We start from the raw sequence: 17,883 nt of genomic DNA, 5'->3' as shown, positions 1-17,883 counted from the left end.
TCTTCACCTCCCCACCCCAACGGCAAACTGTGCCGCTACTCTTCGCAACCGCACGGCGATCGGCATGCCCATATGCCCGACCGCCGCCGGGTCGCTGAGCGCAGTCCGTATCGCCTTGAGCGGGGACCGCGCCTTGATGTGCTGAACCATCGCCAGGAACGAGGCTGCCTTGCGCAGGCTGCGGCCGCGCCGGGTGAACGCTGCCTGCGCGGCCTCATCCATCTGGTGGGTTTGAGCGAATACCGCATCTGCTTTGCGCATCGCTTCGACGTGATGAAGCTCGAGCACACGGGAGATGGAGCCGCTACGAATATGATAGACATAGCCGATAGTAGGCTCGACCACGCATCTGCCGCCCTTGGCGAGAGCGTCGGCAAACAGGATGTAGTCCTCGCCGATCCTCAGTTTCTCGTCATAGCGCAGCTGGTTCTCGTCGAGGAAACTGCGCAGGAAGATCGGCTTGAGGTAGCCGAAATTGAATTTCGATTCGAAGACGACGTTGCCGGCGATGTAGGTGGCGAGCGTTATCTCGCGCAGACCTTCCAGATACTGGTGCGGGAACATCGCGTCCTCGATCACACCGTCCTCACGGACGACCTGGAGATTGTCGACGGCGATCTCGGCGTCCGCCTTTTCGGCGCGGCCTATCATGGCGGCGATGCGGCCGGGAAAGACGGCGTCGTCGGAATCGAGAACCGCGATCCACCTGCCGCGCGCGGCGTCGAGCCCGGCATTCCTGGCCCCACCGGGGCCTTTGTTCTTTTCGAGCGCCACGACGCGCACGATGTGCTCGGGGTAGGCCCGCGCCACATCGAGTGTGCCGTCACGCGATTTGTCGTCGACGACGATGATTTCAAGGCTGACACCCTTCTGGGCGATGGCGCTGGCGATCGCCCGATCAAGGGTTGCCTCGGCATTGTAGGCGGCAATCACAAAAGAAACGTCGGGGACGAAGGCACCATCAGGCTGCATGCTTGCCCCCTTCCTCTGGTGAAGGCTGGCCGTAGAGGCGCAGTTCGCGGACACCGACAAGGCCGCTGACGACGCCGACATGCATGATGCCGCGCAGTACGCTGCGGTTCCTGCGCATCGGGCTGGCGGCAACCGGAAGTGCGGCGGCAAAGCAATAAGCGGCCTTTGCCGCGGCAAGGCCGGCCTGCTTCACCCGAGCGATGCCGCTGGCATTGCGGCCCAGGAGATGGCCGTGCGTCTGGCCGACCCGGAAACGACGGCGGCTGAGCCAGTCGAACGCGGCTCTGGCCCTCGGCACCGCCTCGTCCACCCATGCTTCCGGGGCAAAGGCGATCTGGCCGCCTGCCTTGTGCATCTGGTCGAAGAATTCGGTGTCCTCACCGCCGGTCTGGCCGCGCGCCAGGCTGAAGCGGCGGTCGCGCAGGCTGTCCGATCCCATGCGCAGCAGGACGTTGCAGGTGTACCCGGTGCGGATTTCGCCGCGCACGCGAACCGGCAAGGTGGAATGGAAATCGCCGCGGCGCATCCAGTCCGGCGCATCCGGGCGATAGAGCGCGCGCACCGGGCCGAGAACCGCGGCGGCGCCGCTCTGTTCAGCCATTGTCACCAGTTCGGCGAGCCAGTGGGCGGTGGCGGTCTCATCGTCGTCGATGAAGGCCAGGAAATCCGCCTTGCTGGCGTCGAGGCAAGCGTTACGGGCAATCGAGATGTTACGCGCCGGGCAATGCCGGTAGCGGACCGGCAGCTTCAATTCCTGCGACAGCGCCGTCACCAACGCCCTGGCGCTCGGCGTGTCGTCATTGTCGGCGACGATGACGCCGACCTCGAAGCCGTCAGGCATGGCAAGCGCGGCGAGCGAGCGCAGCGTGTCGGCCAGTTCCGGCCGCCGGAACGTGCACACGCCGATGTCGATGCTGCGGTTCCTGGCCCCAGCCACCATTACGCCGCCCTCCGCCACGCGCCGAGGCCGAGAAGCTGCAGCCAGAAGCCGACGGACCAGCCTAAATGCATGACCATCGCCGAGACGCCGGCAAGCGCGATATCCGCATTGCGCTGACTGATGGCCGTCACCAGGCCGTAGCCCAGGCACACCGCCACCCACAGCAACAGCGGCAGCGCCGCAATCCAGTGCACGAAGGAGAAGGCCGCCAACAGAACCACCGGGAAGACCGCCAACGGCACCATCTGCCGAACCTTCGGGATCACCCGGTGCTTCAGCACATTCTTGGCCCGGCCACGGCCATAGCCGAGGTACTGGAAATAGAGGCCGCGCAGCGAAGTACGCGGATAGTAGACCATCTGCGTCCTGCCGCTCATCCAGATCCTGTAGCCGGCCTGCCTCAGCCGATAGTCGAGTTCCGCATCCTCGTTGTGGCTGAACGTCTCGTCATAGCCGCCGACGGCCTGGAAGGCCGATATCCGCATCAGCGCGTGATGGCCGTGGTCGACCCACTCGCCGGCGGAGAGGTGGCGATGCTTGGAGCCGCCGGTGCCGAGCTTGGAGTTCTGCGCCGCCGCCGCCGCCTTCTGCACGGTGCCGCTGCCGCTGGTCAGCATCGAAACCACCACCGAATCGGCGCCGGTGGCCTGCGCCTCCTCGATCAGCCGGTCGCAATAGTCGTCGGGATAACCGCCATGGGCATCGATGCGGATCAGATATTGCGCGCCCTCGCCGAATTTGGACACCGCCAGGTTGATCGCGGCACTCTGGATGCGCCTTTCATTGTGAAGCAGGATGATGCGCGGATCGTTCTTCTGGCGCTCGCCGACGATTGCCAGCGTACCGTCGGTGCTGCCGCCATCGGCAACAAGGATCCGCGCGCCAAGCCGTTCCGCCGCCGGGCAGAGCTGGTCGAGCAGCGCACCGATATGAGTTGCCTCGTTGAGGCACGGGATCACGATCAGGCTGGCGGCAGGCGCTTGCGTCATCGGGCGATGTTTCTCCTAGGCCAAAACTTCGGTTGTGAAAGGCTCGCGCCCGATGGTCAGTCGGCGAAGTTTCTCGACCAGGGCGCTGCAGTCGCCGCGATCGTAGCTCCACATCCTCGGATTGTGGGCCAGCACGCGCGCCTTGAGCCTGCCGAAGCGGTGTTGTTCCATCCTGCCAAGTGCTGTTTCCAGCGCCTCGGGCGTGGCCTGCGGCAACAAAACGCCGATATCGCGATGCCGCAGGAACCGTCCGGTCTCGGTGTTGTCCATCGAGATCGGCACCGCGCCGAAGCGGCAGCCTTCATAAAGGCGGTTGGGCAGCAGCCATTCGGAGTTCTGTCCCTCCTCGAAGAAATCGATCGCCCAGGAGAAATGGACGTCCTGATAGATCGCCGCCATGTCCTCCGGGTTGCGATACGGCCCGCGAAACGACAGGTAAGGTTCGGCATCGACGAAGGCATGGAAATCCGGGAATTCGGAAAGTGCCGGGCGGCCGCGCAGTACGATCTCGAACCGGCCCTCCATACGGCGCGTGAAGCCGGCCAGCAGTTCGAGCGAGCGGCGGCACCGAAGCGCCCCGAACCAGCCGATACGCCATGGCGGCGCGCCAGGTCCTTCCAGCGCCTCGCGTTCGCCAGGCAGAACAGCCGCTGCCTCGAAATACTTGTTCTCGACCAGTTCCACCGGTGCCGCGACCTGGCGGAAGGGTTTGAAATAATTGGCGATGAAGGCGGGCGAACTGGTTACCAGCAGCTTCACGTCCCGCGCCAGATGGCGCTCGGTGGCGCGCAGCGCCTTGCCCAGGACATCGTCGCGGAGCACCAGGCGATGAATGTCGAGGCATTCATAGACGATCGGGACCGCGGCGCCGAAAGCCGACCTTGCCCGGCGCGCCAACGCCAGCATTTCCAGGTTGCGCGCGATGATGATGTCGGGCTTCGGCATGCCCTTGAGCTTCGAACCTATCGAAACTGCTGTTTTCGCCACGGCCGCCAGACGCTGCGCGAATCGGCCGTCACGCGTCGCGCCAAGGTCGACCGGCCGCAATCCTTCGATATCGGCAACCGGAGTGGCGGTACGGCGGAAGCCAGCCAGGGTGACCTGGGCGCCACCTGTCCGGAGCATCGTGATCCGCCGGCGAACCGCCGGATCGGAAACATCGTGTACAAGGTACAAGACATGCAGCATGAAAACTCGACCGCTGTTTGACCCACCCGAGGCGAGCCTAGTACAGCTCTTGCTGCATCGCAACATTTTTGCTGCGGCGTAGCAAAAATCGACCCGGTGCGTTGATCAAGGCGAATGCCAAGCAGTCAGAAGAACCACACGCTCCGGATGGATTTGTCACGTCATTTCAAAGGCTTGCCGGATCGGGAAGCTTCCCTTGGGGAGTCAGGCCGCGGAAGACCATCGACTGGCGATAAATTTGTCCACGGTGCATATTGCGCTGCAGCATAAAATGCGTGGATCGAGACGAAGCAGGATGGCGCCCTACGGATTGGCCGAGCCCCGAGCCAAATTCGGTTTCTTGAATAGGTACTTAAGCCACATTTTGATGATGTCTCGATACCTGATGTTCTCTTTTCGCATGACCTCCCCGGCGAATCCCGACCGGAGCAGGTGCTTCCAATAAAGCCACGCAAACGGGTGCCACTCTCCAGCCTTCCACGGCTTAACGCTCTCCGTAAAGTGGATGATTTTCGGCACGGTATGCCTATCTCTCGACATCACGCGCCATGCGGCTAGATCATCGTACATAAACTCTCTCTGGAAATTCCACGTCGCATCCACCTGCTTCCACTTACCCCACAACATAACATTCAGGGCGTCCTGATCGGCATATTCAAACTTGGATGGATGCTCCAGCAACAGATTCAATGCACCTCTCAGAATTCCATCAATACGAGCGCGCTGCATGTCAAGTACCATCATCCCCGCGTTAAAATATTGACCGGGAAGGGTCAAATTATACTTCTCCGCGAACGCTTCGATATTTATACCAGGATCAGGAACAGCCGCACAAACACAGTGACCCAAATCACATTGCCAAAGCTCTTTCAGACTGCCCGTCACAACCATATCGATATCCAGGTATATGAGACGAGATATCGATTCATCCAGGACCTCGTCCATGATAAGACGCAAATAGGTAGCGCGGCTTATTTGCAGAAGAGGAGGCAATGTCAAAGCATCGTGACCAACAATTGAATACCAGCGAACCTCCATCCCTCTCAATTCGGCCGATATTAATTTTTGCAAATCTTCACTTATAGCATCGTGTATAATATGCACATTGAAGGTGTCATCATGACCAGAATTTGATTGGACTGACTTCAATAGTGCAACCAGATGCGGTACATAGTTTGTATCGGACACGCATGCTATGTTGATATTTTCATCAGCAGAATTTCTCATCACCGTTCCTTAAACTAAAAAAAGCCGTTCTGATCTTTCGAACGCCAAAAATGTCAGCCATCACGACCCGGGAGATGCTCCACGGCTCAAAAATATCGCGACTTTGCACTTGGTTGCTTGAAATTTGCTTTAGTCATGGCCCAGGCAAAGCCGAAATGCACTCGAGCTTTTTCTGGTCGGCGGCGCAAAGTGGCGAGAATACCTCGCAAAAGCCGAGCGATGATCCTGTCCGGCAAAAGTAGCCGCCGATTGACGAAGTATCCAATTGCCAATTCCTCCCGCAGAAGCTTGGTCTCGCTCCATGTCTCGGCGTTGTGGTTGGGATTGCTGTAGCTGACATCCCTGGTGTCGATGCGCAACATCGCGTGACGGCGGGATGCCAAATAGTACTTGGTCCATTCCTGGTCCTCGGCCGAAAAGACCTCCTCCCGGAAGGGACGCTCTCGCAGCAGTCGAGTAGGGATCATGGCCATGGTATTGGACAGGCCATTTCTGCCGTTGAAGTTGTGATTGGTCATAACGGTATGGCACTCGTGTGGGGCATCCTGTGCTGGTGGATGCCTCCAGTAGACAATCTCCATGCCCCCACTAAGACCAGCGTCCCATCCTTTCGCTATCAGGTCAGGCGCCCGAATGAGCATGTGGCTGCTGATGATGAGCGTGAGAGGCTGGTCGTTGACCGCGACACCGAGATTGATCGCTTTCGAAAAATTGAAGTCCTCGGAAGGATATGTTACGATATCCGCACCAAGCTCTTCAAACGCGCTGGATACGGCCGGATCGCGCGACGAATCCACGATGATCAACCGTTTCGGAGGCACGCTTTGTCTTCGCAGCGCTTCTATCACTTCGATCAGGAGCGGCGTGCATTGATATGCGCGGATCACCGCCGCGTAATGCGGCGAAGAGCTGCAATCCGGCATTCCAATGACCTGGCTCATTTCGGCGGCATCACGGCTTGGACGGCATGGACCATGTCGGAGGGACCATCAGCTAGCCGGCAGATGGGCGCCGCATGTGTCCAGGTGTCGTAAAAAGCAGCAGCTTTGGCATCGAAGGATCTGAAAACGACGTTCGGGATTCCGAGAAGCGTGCTCAGAATATGAGCATGCAACCGATCGGTGACCACAATACGCCCGCGGCTCAACAGATCGATACCCACCCTCAGCCGGGTCTCCGCGTAGCGTCGGCGTGCGATAAGCGCCAAGGGCGCCAGCAGCGGATAGGCGGCAGGAAACTTACGCGTGAATTTGGAGAACAATATGTCCCCCAATCGAGCCGCGGTTCTGGGATCATCCAACCAGTCTCTCGCCTCCGCGGAAAGCCCCATCTGGTTCAGCTGCCTCTTGATTTCTTCATGCGGCGCCACCGCTTCCTTGTCAGTGCGCAACAGACAGAACGCGTCCACATTTGCCGGCTTGCGGACGATCCGGTCCATGGCGAATGCCATGTCCGGACAGAGCACCACTTGGCAATCGAAATTCGCCCGGGCAAAGGCTTCACTTTTTGTGTCACGAGCCAGCAATGTGAAATCGGAATGCGCGGCGATGGCGTCACGCGTCTCCTGCAACACCGCCGGTGAGTCGAAATGGATGCTTTGAGACAGCTGGATGGTCGGTCGATTGGGAAAGCGTCGAAGGATTTTCAAACGAAACTCGTGGTGGTGAGGATATATATCCCCGAAATTGCCCCCGCCATGCATCAAGAGAACGGATGCGCGCTCGATGTGTCGGTCAGATGACGGGCTGTAGGTACTCCAGTCGTGGAATGCCACTTGGCTGCCGGGAAGCTCGCGTTTGAAAAAATCCAATTCGCCCAACAAGATCGCGCAGTCGCCGACGTTGGGATGCTCCGGTGGATCAATAAGGTGGATGCGCTCGCCGCGTCCGGCTATCAGCGGGAGCAAGACTTCTCTGATACGATGCCGCAAGGCAATTTGAAGATCTTCGGTCGTTCGGCTCCCTTGCGGGGGCTCTTCCAGCCATTTCTGGTGCGTCATCAGAAGTCGATCCTTTTGTGTGTCGCTCTTTCCATCTTGCCCCACCGACTGCGGTGCACAATAGCCATATCCGTTTTAATGCTGCACTGCGGCATAAATGCTTGCGCCCTGACCCGACGGGGAATAAAAACGATCGCATCGGACATTGATCGAATATCGATCGCGGGCGGGGATGTGTCGGTTCTGAGTGTACTGGAGGCGCCGGCGCGTGGATGGAATCAAGGGAAGACTGGCCAAGGGCGCGGCATGGATCACCGCGGCTCGGCTCATCACCAATCTCCTGGGCTTGGTAAGCACGCTTGTCCTAGCGCGGCTGCTCACTCCCGGCGATTTCGGAATTGTCGCCCTCGGCTGGACCGTGCTCGCGATCTTGAACTCAGTCACCGAAATTTCGATCGGCGCTGTGCTCATCCATCACCCAAATCCCACCAAGGAACATCTTGATACCGCCTGGACGCTAAGCGCGGTGCGTGCCGCGGCGGTCGCCGCGATGCTTATGGTCGTCGCGATGCCGGCCGAATCGGCGTTCGCGGAACCGCGCTTGCCGCCAGTGCTGGCGGCGTTGGCAATTTCGACACTGATAGGCGGGCTTGGCAGTCCGCGTCGAATCCTCCTCACGCGCGACCTGGTGTTCTGGCAGCAATTCCTGGTCGAAGTTTGCCAGAAGCTTGTCGGGCTCATCGTGTCGGCCGTGTTCGCGTTCATCTTCAAAAGCTACTGGGCGCTTGTTGCGGGAACGTTGGCATCGGATTTCACTGGCCTCGTCATTTCCTATATAGTCGCGCCCTTCAAGCCAAAGCCCGGCTTGCGGCACTGGCGCGAGATGTTCGGCTATTCCATCTGGCTGACTCTTGCACAGGCTATCAACACACTGAACTGGCGGTTCGACCATCTGCTGATCGGGGCCTTCCTCGGCAAGACCCCGCTTGGATATTATTCGGTGGGCGACAATCTCGCCGCCATGCCGACGCGCGAGGCGATCGCTCCTTTGACCTCGGTGCTGTTTCCTGCATTCGCCCATGTGAAGAACCGCGACGACGGCGGCCTGGAGAAGGTCTACCAGTCGTCGCAAGCGCTCGTCACGATGATCGCATTGCCCGTCGGTGTCGGAATGGCGCTGATCGCCGAACCATTGGTCCGGCTGACGATGACGGACAAGTGGCTTCCCGCCGTAATCGTGATCCAGGCGTTGTCTGCCGTGTTTGCCATTCAAACCCTGGGAAGCCTGGCGCAACCGCTGGCGATGGCAACGGGGGACACGCGATTGCTGTTCAAGCGTGACGTTCAGGCATTCATCCTGCGCGTCCCCTCGGTCGTCGTGGGACTTTGGCTTGGTGGACTTGCCGGCGTGGCAATCGCGCGAGCGGTGGCGGGGGTCATCGGCATCTTTTTCAATCTTCAGGTCGTGCGGCAACTCACCGGCATTGGCTATCTTGCACAGGTGCGCCCCAATCTGCGAAGCCTGGCAAGTGCCGGAGTCATGATCGCGGCCGTGCTCGTCTCTCGGTCGGCGCTTCCATCCAGCGTCGAAATGTCCGAGATGATTTTGAACCTCGCGTCACAGATCGCCATTGGAGCGATCTCTTTTGCCGGAGCGCAATTGCTGCAGTGGAATTTGATGCGACGACCTGTAGGACCCGAAACTGAACTGATTGCCCTGAGCAAGCGGCTTTTGATGGGCAGGGGCGCACGCCTGCTTGGACGGTGGGCATGACAGGGAAAAGGCACGACACCGCGGTCGTCTTCGTGACCGACAACGGATATCTCGGTCCGTCACTCCTGGCGGCACTTCAGTTGACGGCGCAAGGCATCGACGCGTTGGCCGACATCATGATCTACACGGTCGGTGTCGATCCAGCACTGATCGACACACTTCAGAACCGTGCAGGTCGGGCGATATCCTTCATCGCGCTGCCCGACACGTCCTATGTGCCACCGGATGGCGTGGCGTTTGCCAAGAACCACGTGCCAGTCACCGCTTTGGCGCGGCTCGTGATAGCCGACCATTTGCCGTCGCAGTATCGCAACATCGTTTACCTTGATGGCGATATCCAAATCGTTGGAGACATTGCGCCGCTCGTCCGGCATCGGGTCCGGGACGGTTGGATCGCGGCCGGCAGGGGTAGCGCCTGGCTCGATCCCGACGATAGATTGGGGCTTAATCCTAAAGGCTATTTCGATGTGTTGGCGGGAGCCACGCGTCAGAGCTACTTCAACTCCGGAGTGCTGGCATGCAACCGGGACACTTGGGCCATTTATGGTCCCAAAGCGCTAAACGCATTCTTCAGCAACGGCGACACGTTCATTCGGCACGACCAGAGTGCGCTCAATGCCGTCTTTGAGCAAAATGTCGAACCGCTCTCGCCGGCCTATAATTTCCACAATGTCTACGCCAAGCTCAAGTGCCACGGAATTCTCGCGCCAAAGATCATCCATTTCACCGGCCCCGCCAAACCCTGGAAGGCTGCCGTCCCGCCATGGGGATGGCGTTTCCACAAGTCTTATACCGATCTCATGGAGCGCTTTCCGGAGCTTGCGTCGGTCTTCAAAGTCGAACCTTACGCGCCGCAGCCGACACCCGGCCTGCGTGCGAGGATTTCAACCCTTCGGGGCGCTCGCACTCGAATATCCCAGCGCCGGGCATTTCGTGCCTATGTCAAGCGGGACTTCTTCGCAGTTAGATAACCGCCGCTATGTCGATTAATTCAGGGCGCGAATATTGGCTCAAGACCGTTTCAATTCCCTGCATGCAATTCGTGGAATTGCCGCTATCGTCGTACTAACGAGCCACTTGGTGTTGGCAATTCCAGGTATCGATTTGCTTGTGTGGGCAGACCCGAACGCGACACGCCATTTCACCTGGCGTTGGGAAAACGTAATTACCTATTCTCCGCTCCACATCTTCTGGAGTGGGCACGAAGCAGTACTGGTGTTTTTCATATTAAGCGGCTTTGTCTTGACGTTGGCTATTCTCAAGGCACGGGATTCTTTTGCCAATTATGCCGCAAAGAGAATAGTGCGAATTTGGATGCCCTTTGCCGTCGCATTGTTGCTGGCAATAATGCATCAAAGGCTCTTTTCGTTCAATCCATCGGAGATGGATACAGCGAATGGCTCCAGCACACGCCACCTGGTGCGATTTCAATCAAGTCCGTCGTGGGTCATTTGTTAATGACAGGACTGACCCAACATATGACGCTATCGCCCATAATGTGGTCTCTCGTACACGAGATAAGAATATCCATCGCGATGCCATTCATAGTCTGGGGCGTTCTGAAATTTCCAAAGGCCATGGTAACTTTGTCGTTGGTCCTCTTGGTGCCCGGGGCGATCTGGCCCGAAGCATTTAGCCTTACCGCCAGCAGCCTAACGCAGTCTCTTCTGCAGACCTCCATTTATATCCCGATCTTTGTCGGCGGAGCTTTCCTGGCCGTCTATCGAGACACACTGAAAACAGCTATCGCCAAATATCCAACCGTTATCGTTGCGTTGATGTGGGCCATGGGAATTCTTCTTTTGGAGGCTCGTTGGATCATCTATGACGGGTTACTTTTCAGCCACATCTCCTCCGGAGTTGGTGCTGGCCTCATAATTCTTATGGCGTTCGCTTCGCCCGGGAGCAGCCGTTTCCTCGATAAGCCGCCGCTGATTTGGCTGGGGGATATATCTTACCCATTGTACCTCACTCATTTCACCGTGCTCATCGCTGTCGCGAAAATAGGTACGTTGATTGGTGCTCCTGTGTGGATCGTCCTGCCCATGGTTCTTGCAGTGTCGCTTTTGGTAGCCGACATTTTCCGAAGAATGGTCGATAGCCCTGTGCAAAATCTCAACAAGATGTTTTCGACCAAGCCCCGAACCGCCTAAAGCGCGTCGCGTCGAAACGGATTCAGGCGACACGCTTGGTCTTTGTTTTTACGCATGTCGTCTTCCCGAACCGAGATCACTTTTGGGCGACGTGCATTGACCCGCGGCGTCCCATTGAAGTGGCATGGTGGCCAGCCCGTGAGCGTCGAGCGATCGACATGATCGCCTCAATTCACACACCACGATGACGCGCTGCTCAGCTGGAGTGATGGCGCGTTGGTGACGTTGCACGGGGCTACACGAATTCAAGGCCGGCTATCCAATTCAAGCTGGCCTATTTTCCGTCGACCTAATGCATGTCGCGCAAACTGCCCAGAGCGCGGAGCGCACAACGCCGGGTTAACAGCAGTCGTGATTGTATTCAGCTGCTCACGCGGCCAGCCTGCCAATCGAGTGATATTCGATGCCGTGGCGCGCCACGACCTTGGGATCGTAGAGGTTGCGGCCATCGAAGATGACCGGTGTGGTCAGTGCAGCCTTCAGCGCATCGAAGGACGGTGCGCGAAAATTCTTCCATTCGGTGGCGATCAGCAGCGCATCGGCGCCGCGCAATGCCGCTTCCTTGGTGCCGCACAACATCAGGTCGTCACGCAGCCCATAGATGGCCTGGCATTCCTGCATGGCCTCGGGGTCATAGGCCTGCACGGTCGCGCCGGCGCTCCAAAGCGCTTCCATCAGCACACGCGCCGGCGCCTCACGCATGTCGTCGGTGTTGGGCTTGAAGGCCAAGCCCCACAGCGCGAAGGTCTTGCCCGTGAGATCACCCTTGAAATAGCGGTGCACCTTGTCGAACAGGACGGATTTCTGGTCGTTGTTGCGCTCCTCGACGGCGCGCAGCAGCTTGGCGTCGAATTTGACGCCCTCGGCGGTCTTGATCAGAGCGCGGACGTCCTTGGGAAAACACGAGCCGCCATAGCCGAGGCCCGGATAGATGAAGTGGTAGCCGATGCGCGGATCGCTGCCGATACCCTTGCGCACCTCCTCGATGTCGGCGCCGAGCTGCTCGGCGAGGTTCGCCATCTCGTTCATGAAGCTGATCTTGGTCGCCAGCATGCAGTTGGCGGCGTATTTCGTGAATTCGGCGCTCCGAACGTCCATCACGATCATCTTCTCATGGTTGCGATTGAAGGGCGCGTAGAGTTCGCGCATCACCGCTTCGGTGTCCTCGCTGCTGGTGCCGACGATGATGCGGTCGGGCTTCATGCAGTCGGCGACGGCGGAGCCCTCCTTGAGGAATTCGGGATTGGAGGCGACGTCGAAGCGCAAATCCTCGCGCCCCCTTTTCTTCAGCGTCTCGGCGATCCTAGCCTTCACCTTTTCGCAGGTGCCGACCGGCACGGTCGACTTGCCGACGACGATCTTGGCGGTATCCATCTCGCGCCCGATGGTCTCGGCGACCGTCAACACGTATTTGAGGTCGGCCGAACCGTCCTCGCCGGGCGGCGTGCCGACCGCTATCATCTGGATTTCGCCATGCCTGACGGCGGCCGCCGCATCGGTGGTGAACTTGATGCGGCCGGCGGCGTGATTCTCCCTGACGATGCTTTCAAGGCCTGGCTCGAAGATCGGGACTAGGCCCTGGTTGAGCCGCTCCACCTTGCTTGCGTCGATGTCGACGCAAACGACCTGGTGTCCAACCTCGGCAAGCACCGCCGCCTGCACGAGGCCGACATAGCCAATTCCAAACACCGTCAAGTTCATGCGGTTTGATTCCCATCAGGCAGCGGGCCTCTTCTCGGCCCTGCCGGTTCAATTCGTCTTTCCGAACTCCTTTATACTGCACACCAGCGATTCCGGAAATTGGCAGGGCTGGCCGAGCGCGGTGAAGGCGACACGTTCGACCTGCAGCGAAAGCTTGCGGCCCGGATCTGCGAACGCTCCCATCCAGCCCTTCATCGTGTCGCTGCCCCAAAAGCTGAAGAAAATCCTCTGCGCATGGCTGGGCAGCTTCGCAGGATCGGTGATGGTGTTCACAAGCTGGCCGTTGAGGTACCAGCGAAGACTATCCTTCTCCCAGACGAAGGCGTAGTCGTTGAAGGCACTGTCGGTGCCACCGGGCACGTCGACCAGCTTCTCGTTCTTGCCCTTGCCGGCGATATAGGCGTTGACCTGCACCTTGGACGTGTCCTTGGTGAGGACCTCGAAATCGATCTCGTCCCAGGGCTGCTTGTCGGACGGGCCGATATAGGAAAAGAAGGCCGCATTGAGGCCGGCGCCTGTATCGGTTTTCATTCGCGCCTCATAGGTACCATAGCCGAAGCGCTGCTTGGTCTGTATCTCACCGCAGGCGAACTCACGATCCTTGGTCTTCTGCTTCGCGAAACCGAGCGAAAGAACGCCGTCGGAAAGCTGGACCAGGCCTTTCGACCAGGTGCAATTCTGATGGCTGCCGTTTGTCCAGCCATCTGAAACGTACCAGCGCTCGCGGTCGAAACTCTTGAAGTCGTCGACGAAAGAGGGCGCGGACTGGACATCCTGCGCATGAGACGCGGTTGCCGGCAGGCTGCCAAGAGCGGCGAGCAGCAAAGCGACTGCCAGGCCGGACCGCCAGCCGAAATGCAGGGGGGTGTCGATTGCTGTCGTGGACATGATTTTGGGATCCGAATTCATGACAAACTCACCTTTGCGCTGTGCGTCCCCAACCCAAAGTCGACGCTTGAACCGCTTCCAAACGGGCCAACCTTGACCTCTTCAATCACCCTCCCGACTTCCTCCAGTCTTGCATCACCTCCGTCGTAACGGTCCCGCGCCGCCGCCTTCACCCCCGGCCGGCTCCTGCCCGCCAGGCCGATGCGACCGTGGCCGGCGAATCGGTGGCCGCGTTCTCGTCGAAGACCACATCCAGCGAATGCCGGAGCTCGCGCATCATGCCGCCCTGGCGCGACAATGCCGCGATGCGGCGCTCGCTGTTCAAGATCGACTGCGTCAACGCGCTGACCTCGGACGCGCGGCGGTCGGAGGCGGAACCGTTTTCCACGGCTTCGACTGGGAAGGCCGCGTTGGTCGCCTCCTTGCGATAGCGGCTCTCCAGGCTGGTTTTCTCGGCATCGATTTCAGCCGCGACCTGCTCGAACAGCTTCGCCAGCCGGTCGAGACGCGCAACGTCTGTCTGCCTGTCGCGGATAGGATCCCTTGATCTGAAGCCGAATATCGAGGCCATGAGCTTAAATTCCCGTCATCGCCGGCTTTCTGGACCGGCTTTCCGTCCGGGCCACTGGCCGATCCCCGCAACCGGGGCTCAAAAACTCGTACCGCGTCCACTTCTCCGAAGAAGAGAGACTTGGGACCAGTCCGATCGGGGGCCAATTCGGCTGGCCGTTCAATTTGCTGCATCGCAACATAGACTGCCATCCCCAGAGCCGCGAGGCAACCACCCAATTCGTAAACTCATGAATCCGATCGAAATGGTTTGCGTGGCACGCTCCCGGGCGGCAGGCAGCACCGGACGGTCCCGCGCCTTACCGTCCCTTGCCCGTGCTGGTTCCGTCCATCAGGAAACGCAGCGTCGGCACGCGCTTGTTCCTGGACACGAGGCCAACACTGCGAAACAGCGCCTCGAGCTTGTCGGATGCCACCCCCTGGACGATAGGAATGAGGTTGGATTGGCTTGCGAAGGCGTAGGCCGCGGCCGAAGCCAGGCCTCGCTCGGCCTTCACGTCGAGGAAATTGCGCAGCCGGTATTTGTCGCGCACATGCCGCTCGTGCCGCCGCAGTACCGCCTTGGACCCTTCCGGCAGGCTGTCGATGGCCAGCAGCGCCAGATCGGCATCGGCCAGCCGCTTCAGGTCTTGCGTCTTGTGGCGGCCACTGAGCGAATCGGCGCGCACGATGGCGCCGTAACCGCAGGAGCGGATGACCTTGAACCGTGCCCCGTGGGCGACCGCCCGCGCGTAAAGCACATAGTCCTCGCCCAGTCGCAGGCTTTCGTCGTAGCGCAATCCGTGGCGGTCGAGGAAGGCACGGCTGATCACGGGCTTCAAGAAGCCGAGCTCGCCTCTTTGCACGCGGCGTCTGGAGATGTTGCCTTCCACGAAGCTTTCGAAATCCAGGAATTCCGGATCGGCGGCAAAATCCGGGGCGACGATTTTGGTCGCGTCACCGGTCGCGTCATCTCTGATAAGCATGATGTTGTCGGCAGCGAAATCCCAGTCGGCGCCGGCAAACAGGTTGCGAAACCGGCCCTCGAGGAAGAAATCGTCGGCGTCCAGAATGCTGACGAACGGCGCTCGTGAGCGGGCGATCGCGGCATTACGGGCAAAGGACGGGCCGCGGTTGACGTCGAGGCGCATGACGGTAAGCCGACCGCTGCCATCATCGGCGGAGCGGGCGACCTCGGCCGTAGTGTCGGTAGAGCCGTCGTCGACGACGACGACCTCCGCCACTTGCGGTTCGCGCAGCGCGGATCCGATGGCGACCGCGATGGTGCGCGCCGCGTTCTTGGCCGCGATGATCACGCAGACCTGGGATTTCGTCATCGACATGGAATTTGCCTCTTGCACAGGTTCCGTTCTGCCCCCGCCCTGTACCCGTTCGATACCACTGCCATCATGGACTGGCCGGCCGTTCGAAGATGCGGCGGCTGATGTCCGCCGACGCGGCCCAGCCAACCTCGGCCAGATAGCGGACGGGAGCCCGCCCGCACAATTCCCACAACACCGTCCGCCGCTGCGGCCAGCGCAGCGACAACAGCCATGGCGCAATGACCATGTTGAGCAGATCCTCATTGCCGATGCGCGACAGGATCGGCTTGGCCCGCTCCGACAGAAGCGTGCCGGTGCCGCCCAGCAGCACATCGGCGGCGCGCAGGCCGAGCAGCAAGGTGTCTTCCAGTCCCTGGTTCACCGCGGCATCGAGCACACGCTGCTGATCAGCCTCGTCGAGTCGGCTGGCGCCGGCCCTGATATCGCAGACATAGCCGGCGCAGGGCTCGCGGTTGAACAGGGCCTTGGCGACGCTGATGCAGGACAGCATCAAAGTGTCGGCGGCTGACGTGAAGGGGACTTCGGCGCCGGTAATCTCGACCAGCCGTTTTCGCCGCAGGAACCCGTCGGCATCGCGGGGACTGGGCGAGCCGGGCTGCTGAAGCCGGTAATGAAGATCGACCGTGGATGATCTCGGCCCATTGCCGCGGACCATGTGCTGTTCGCCGAGGAAGCGGACCCACCAGACCGAACGTGACTTGCCTGACACCTCGTAGCCGATCGAGCGCAACACTTCGCGTGCCTTCGAGAACCCGACCGGCGAGACCAGGATGTCGACATCGCCCGCAGGCTTCATGAAGTGATCGTCGTAAAGCAGATGCTGCTGGAATGGCCCTTTCAGGAAGACGAAATCAATCCGCCTGTCGAGCAGTGCCTCGTTGATGGCCATCGAATCCATCAGGCAGGCGGCGTTCATCGAAACCGTGCTTCTACGATAGGTTTCAAGCCACTGGAAGAGCTCGGCCGGCCTGTCATTCGCCGGCGCACGCGACAGGGCCTTCAGAACGAAGGTACCGACCTTATTGAGCCTGGCGATATCGGCGACGACAGCGACGGAAAGGCCAGGCGGCGACACCTCGCCCGCCGAGGCGGCCGTTCCTGCGAAATACAATCGTAAGCAGGCCTGCACATAGGCGATCTCATTGGCGCAGTCCGTGGCGCGCAATCTTTCATAAGAGCTTTCCGGCAAGGCCATTGAGCGCACAGTCTCCAAAAAACGGTTTGCGCATCGCGCTATGCTGCACCTGCGAAGCAAAGCATCCTTAAAAACCGCGGCGCCGTAAAGCCTTTCCTTTCGCAGTGCAAAATTTTGCAACCGCCGGGCTGTCGGCGGCGGTCAGCTCAAAGAGGGATATAGTCTAGTGTCATCTAAAATCAATCGCCTGCGTTATTTTCCCTTAAAATAGTAGAATCAAAGGTTTACAGGGCTTTTAGCAGCAAGGGCCGATTGCATGCGGCCTTATCTCAAAAGAGGCGAGTCTCTTATACCGGGTGACGGTCGCAACCCATAATTGATTAACGCAAGGTAAATGAGGCTTGACTCATAAATGTTGCCATGCAGCTATTGCAATGCAGCATTAAAGTGCTGACGGCAATCGACAGGCCGTTTCAAGTCCTAATGGAGAGTAAAATGGAACAGAATGTTGAAAAGCATGAGTATGAGACGCCAAACCTGACGGTACATGGTTCAATTGAAACCATTACGCAGGGCGGCGGTGGCAACACGGCACTCGACGCGTCGTTTCCCGCGCACACCCCGATCGGCGACCTGACTTTCTCCTGAGACCAGCCTGATGCTGGAGGAGTGACGTTGGGCCTCCAGGATCCAAGACCAAAATGGAGCCGGGGATGAAAATCCCCGACTTTCCGCCTTGAACCGACGACGTGTAGGCCGTGTGTTGCAAACGAGGTTTTAGGATGAACTGGAACCCCTCCGAGCAGGATTGCGTAAGGGCCACCAAGGACGCCGTTGCTTGCGAATTCGGCAGTGGCCTCGCGCTTCTCAACCTGAAATCCAATATTTATTACAGCCTCAACGGTGTCGGGGCCTTCATTTGGGAACTGATCCAGGAATCCAAATCGATCGCCGATATCCGCAGCGCGGTTCTCGCTCGCTACAATGTCGACGCCGAACGCTGCAAGGCCGACGTCGACGCATTGCTGAAAGGCTTGATTGAAAACGGGCTTGCGAGGCTTGAGCATGAGGCCCTCGTCTAGGCA

General features: G+C 59.4%; 17 protein-coding genes. 5 read left to right on the top strand and 12 right to left on the bottom strand.

What is annotated here, in order from left to right:
* Positions 1–3 precede the first annotated feature (3 nt).
* The 7 genes from FJ492_RS04205 to FJ492_RS04175 form a co-directional block, all read right to left on the bottom strand.
* Complete coding sequence (locus tag FJ492_RS04205) at positions 4–972, bottom strand: glycosyltransferase family 2 protein (RefSeq protein WP_140768621.1); 969 nt, start codon at positions 970–972, stop codon at positions 4–6.
* A complete protein-coding gene (locus tag FJ492_RS04200) occupies positions 962–1,912 on the bottom strand; it encodes a glycosyltransferase family 2 protein (protein ID WP_140506622.1) in 951 nt (316 codons plus the stop codon). The genes FJ492_RS04205 and FJ492_RS04200 overlap by 11 nt, the downstream gene beginning before the upstream one ends.
* Entirely contained in the window at positions 1,912–2,901 is a 990-nt protein-coding gene (locus tag FJ492_RS04195; protein WP_140768619.1) for a glycosyltransferase family 2 protein, read from the bottom strand. Before FJ492_RS04195 ends, FJ492_RS04200 begins: the two co-directional genes overlap by 1 nt.
* A 15-nt stretch (positions 2,902–2,916) precedes the next feature.
* The gene (locus tag FJ492_RS04190; protein WP_140768617.1) at positions 2,917–4,089 is read right to left on the bottom strand and encodes a glycosyltransferase family 4 protein; all 1,173 of its coding nucleotides are present in this window, start codon (positions 4,087–4,089) and stop codon (positions 2,917–2,919) included.
* Between the two features lie 303 nt (positions 4,090–4,392).
* The gene (locus FJ492_RS04185; RefSeq protein ID WP_140768615.1) at positions 4,393–5,316 is read right to left on the bottom strand and encodes a glycosyltransferase family 8 protein; all 924 of its coding nucleotides are present in this window, start codon (positions 5,314–5,316) and stop codon (positions 4,393–4,395) included.
* Between the two features lie 86 nt (positions 5,317–5,402).
* A complete protein-coding gene (locus tag FJ492_RS04180) occupies positions 5,403–6,257 on the bottom strand; it encodes a glycosyltransferase family 2 protein (protein WP_140506629.1) in 855 nt (284 codons plus the stop codon).
* Positions 6,254–7,315, bottom strand: coding sequence for a polysaccharide pyruvyl transferase family protein (locus FJ492_RS04175; RefSeq protein WP_140768613.1), 1,062 nt, complete (start codon positions 7,313–7,315; stop codon positions 6,254–6,256). The genes FJ492_RS04180 and FJ492_RS04175 overlap by 4 nt, the downstream gene beginning before the upstream one ends.
* A gap of 208 nt (positions 7,316–7,523) precedes the next feature.
* Here FJ492_RS04175 and FJ492_RS04170 point away from each other — a divergent pair, with 208 nt between their 5' ends.
* From FJ492_RS04170 to FJ492_RS04160, 3 genes are all read left to right on the top strand, one after another.
* Positions 7,524–9,029, top strand: coding sequence for a lipopolysaccharide biosynthesis protein (locus tag FJ492_RS04170; protein WP_140768611.1), 1,506 nt, complete (start codon positions 7,524–7,526; stop codon positions 9,027–9,029).
* Positions 9,026–10,000, top strand: coding sequence for a glycosyltransferase (locus FJ492_RS04165; RefSeq protein ID WP_140768609.1), 975 nt, complete (start codon positions 9,026–9,028; stop codon positions 9,998–10,000). The genes FJ492_RS04170 and FJ492_RS04165 overlap by 4 nt, the downstream gene beginning before the upstream one ends.
* Before the next feature lie 141 nt (positions 10,001–10,141).
* The gene (locus FJ492_RS04160) at positions 10,142–11,182 is read left to right on the top strand and encodes an acyltransferase (RefSeq protein WP_140768607.1); all 1,041 of its coding nucleotides are present in this window, start codon (positions 10,142–10,144) and stop codon (positions 11,180–11,182) included.
* Positions 11,183–11,551: 369 nt separating this feature from the next.
* Here the strand turns inward: FJ492_RS04160 and FJ492_RS04155 are convergent, their stop codons facing one another.
* From FJ492_RS04155 to FJ492_RS04135, 5 genes are all read right to left on the bottom strand, one after another.
* Positions 11,552–12,883 carry a UDP-glucose/GDP-mannose dehydrogenase family protein gene (locus tag FJ492_RS04155; RefSeq protein WP_140506638.1) on the bottom strand — a complete coding sequence of 444 codons (1,332 nt, stop codon included), beginning with the start codon at positions 12,881–12,883 and terminating at the stop codon, positions 11,552–11,554.
* 48 nt (positions 12,884–12,931) lie between these two features.
* Positions 12,932–13,792, bottom strand: a complete 861-nt coding sequence (locus FJ492_RS04150; RefSeq protein ID WP_140506640.1) for a family 16 glycosylhydrolase — start codon at positions 13,790–13,792, stop codon at positions 12,932–12,934.
* 148 nt (positions 13,793–13,940) lie between these two features.
* Positions 13,941–14,342, bottom strand: coding sequence for a hypothetical protein (locus FJ492_RS04145; RefSeq protein WP_140746145.1), 402 nt, complete (start codon positions 14,340–14,342; stop codon positions 13,941–13,943).
* A gap of 298 nt (positions 14,343–14,640) precedes the next feature.
* Positions 14,641–15,663 carry a glycosyltransferase family 2 protein gene (locus tag FJ492_RS04140; protein ID WP_140768605.1) on the bottom strand — a complete coding sequence of 341 codons (1,023 nt, stop codon included), beginning with the start codon at positions 15,661–15,663 and terminating at the stop codon, positions 14,641–14,643.
* Positions 15,664–15,727: 64 nt separating this feature from the next.
* Positions 15,728–16,858 carry a nucleotidyltransferase family protein gene (locus FJ492_RS04135; RefSeq protein WP_140746139.1) on the bottom strand — a complete coding sequence of 377 codons (1,131 nt, stop codon included), beginning with the start codon at positions 16,856–16,858 and terminating at the stop codon, positions 15,728–15,730.
* Positions 16,859–17,293: 435 nt separating this feature from the next.
* On the opposite strand from FJ492_RS04135, the gene FJ492_RS04130 reads away from it, so the two are divergent.
* Together FJ492_RS04130 and FJ492_RS04125 are read left to right on the top strand one after the other, a co-directional pair.
* Positions 17,294–17,446, top strand: a complete 153-nt coding sequence (locus FJ492_RS04130; protein WP_140506647.1) for a lasso peptide — start codon at positions 17,294–17,296, stop codon at positions 17,444–17,446.
* A gap of 134 nt (positions 17,447–17,580) precedes the next feature.
* Positions 17,581–17,880, top strand: coding sequence for a PqqD family protein (locus tag FJ492_RS04125; RefSeq protein ID WP_140506649.1), 300 nt, complete (start codon positions 17,581–17,583; stop codon positions 17,878–17,880).
* The last annotated feature ends 3 nt before the right edge of the window (positions 17,881–17,883 follow it).

The organism is Mesorhizobium sp. B2-5-4 (assembly GCF_006441095.1).
Classification (GTDB): domain Bacteria; phylum Pseudomonadota; class Alphaproteobacteria; order Rhizobiales; family Rhizobiaceae; genus Mesorhizobium; species Mesorhizobium salmacidum.
This window is presented reverse-complemented; position numbering and strand designations above follow the sequence as displayed.

Excerpts from the sequence above, each read along its gene's own strand:
- FJ492_RS04175 (WP_140768613.1), bottom strand. The coding sequence starts at position 7,315 with ATGACGCACCAGAAATGGCTGGAAGAGCCCCCGCAAGGGAGCCGAACG.
- FJ492_RS04140 (WP_140768605.1), bottom strand. The coding sequence starts at position 15,663 with ATGTCGATGACGAAATCCCAGGTCTGCGTGATCATCGCGGCCAAGAAC.
- FJ492_RS04135 (WP_140746139.1), bottom strand. The coding sequence starts at position 16,858 with ATGGCCTTGCCGGAAAGCTCTTATGAAAGATTGCGCGCCACGGACTGC.
- FJ492_RS04145 (WP_140746145.1), bottom strand. The coding sequence starts at position 14,342 with ATGGCCTCGATATTCGGCTTCAGATCAAGGGATCCTATCCGCGACAGG.
- FJ492_RS04125 (WP_140506649.1), top strand. The coding sequence starts at position 17,581 with ATGAACTGGAACCCCTCCGAGCAGGATTGCGTAAGGGCCACCAAGGAC.
- FJ492_RS04165 (WP_140768609.1), top strand. The coding sequence starts at position 9,026 with ATGACAGGGAAAAGGCACGACACCGCGGTCGTCTTCGTGACCGACAAC.
- FJ492_RS04155 (WP_140506638.1), bottom strand. The coding sequence starts at position 12,883 with ATGAACTTGACGGTGTTTGGAATTGGCTATGTCGGCCTCGTGCAGGCG.
- FJ492_RS04180 (WP_140506629.1), bottom strand. The coding sequence starts at position 6,257 with ATGAGCCAGGTCATTGGAATGCCGGATTGCAGCTCTTCGCCGCATTAC.
- FJ492_RS04200 (WP_140506622.1), bottom strand. The coding sequence starts at position 1,912 with ATGGTGGCTGGGGCCAGGAACCGCAGCATCGACATCGGCGTGTGCACG.
- FJ492_RS04190 (WP_140768617.1), bottom strand. The coding sequence starts at position 4,089 with ATGCTGCATGTCTTGTACCTTGTACACGATGTTTCCGATCCGGCGGTT.
- FJ492_RS04130 (WP_140506647.1), top strand. The coding sequence starts at position 17,294 with ATGGAACAGAATGTTGAAAAGCATGAGTATGAGACGCCAAACCTGACG.
- FJ492_RS04205 (WP_140768621.1), bottom strand. The coding sequence starts at position 972 with ATGCAGCCTGATGGTGCCTTCGTCCCCGACGTTTCTTTTGTGATTGCC.
- FJ492_RS04195 (WP_140768619.1), bottom strand. The coding sequence starts at position 2,901 with ATGACGCAAGCGCCTGCCGCCAGCCTGATCGTGATCCCGTGCCTCAAC.
- FJ492_RS04185 (WP_140768615.1), bottom strand. The coding sequence starts at position 5,316 with ATGAGAAATTCTGCTGATGAAAATATCAACATAGCATGCGTGTCCGAT.
- FJ492_RS04150 (WP_140506640.1), bottom strand. The coding sequence starts at position 13,792 with ATGAATTCGGATCCCAAAATCATGTCCACGACAGCAATCGACACCCCC.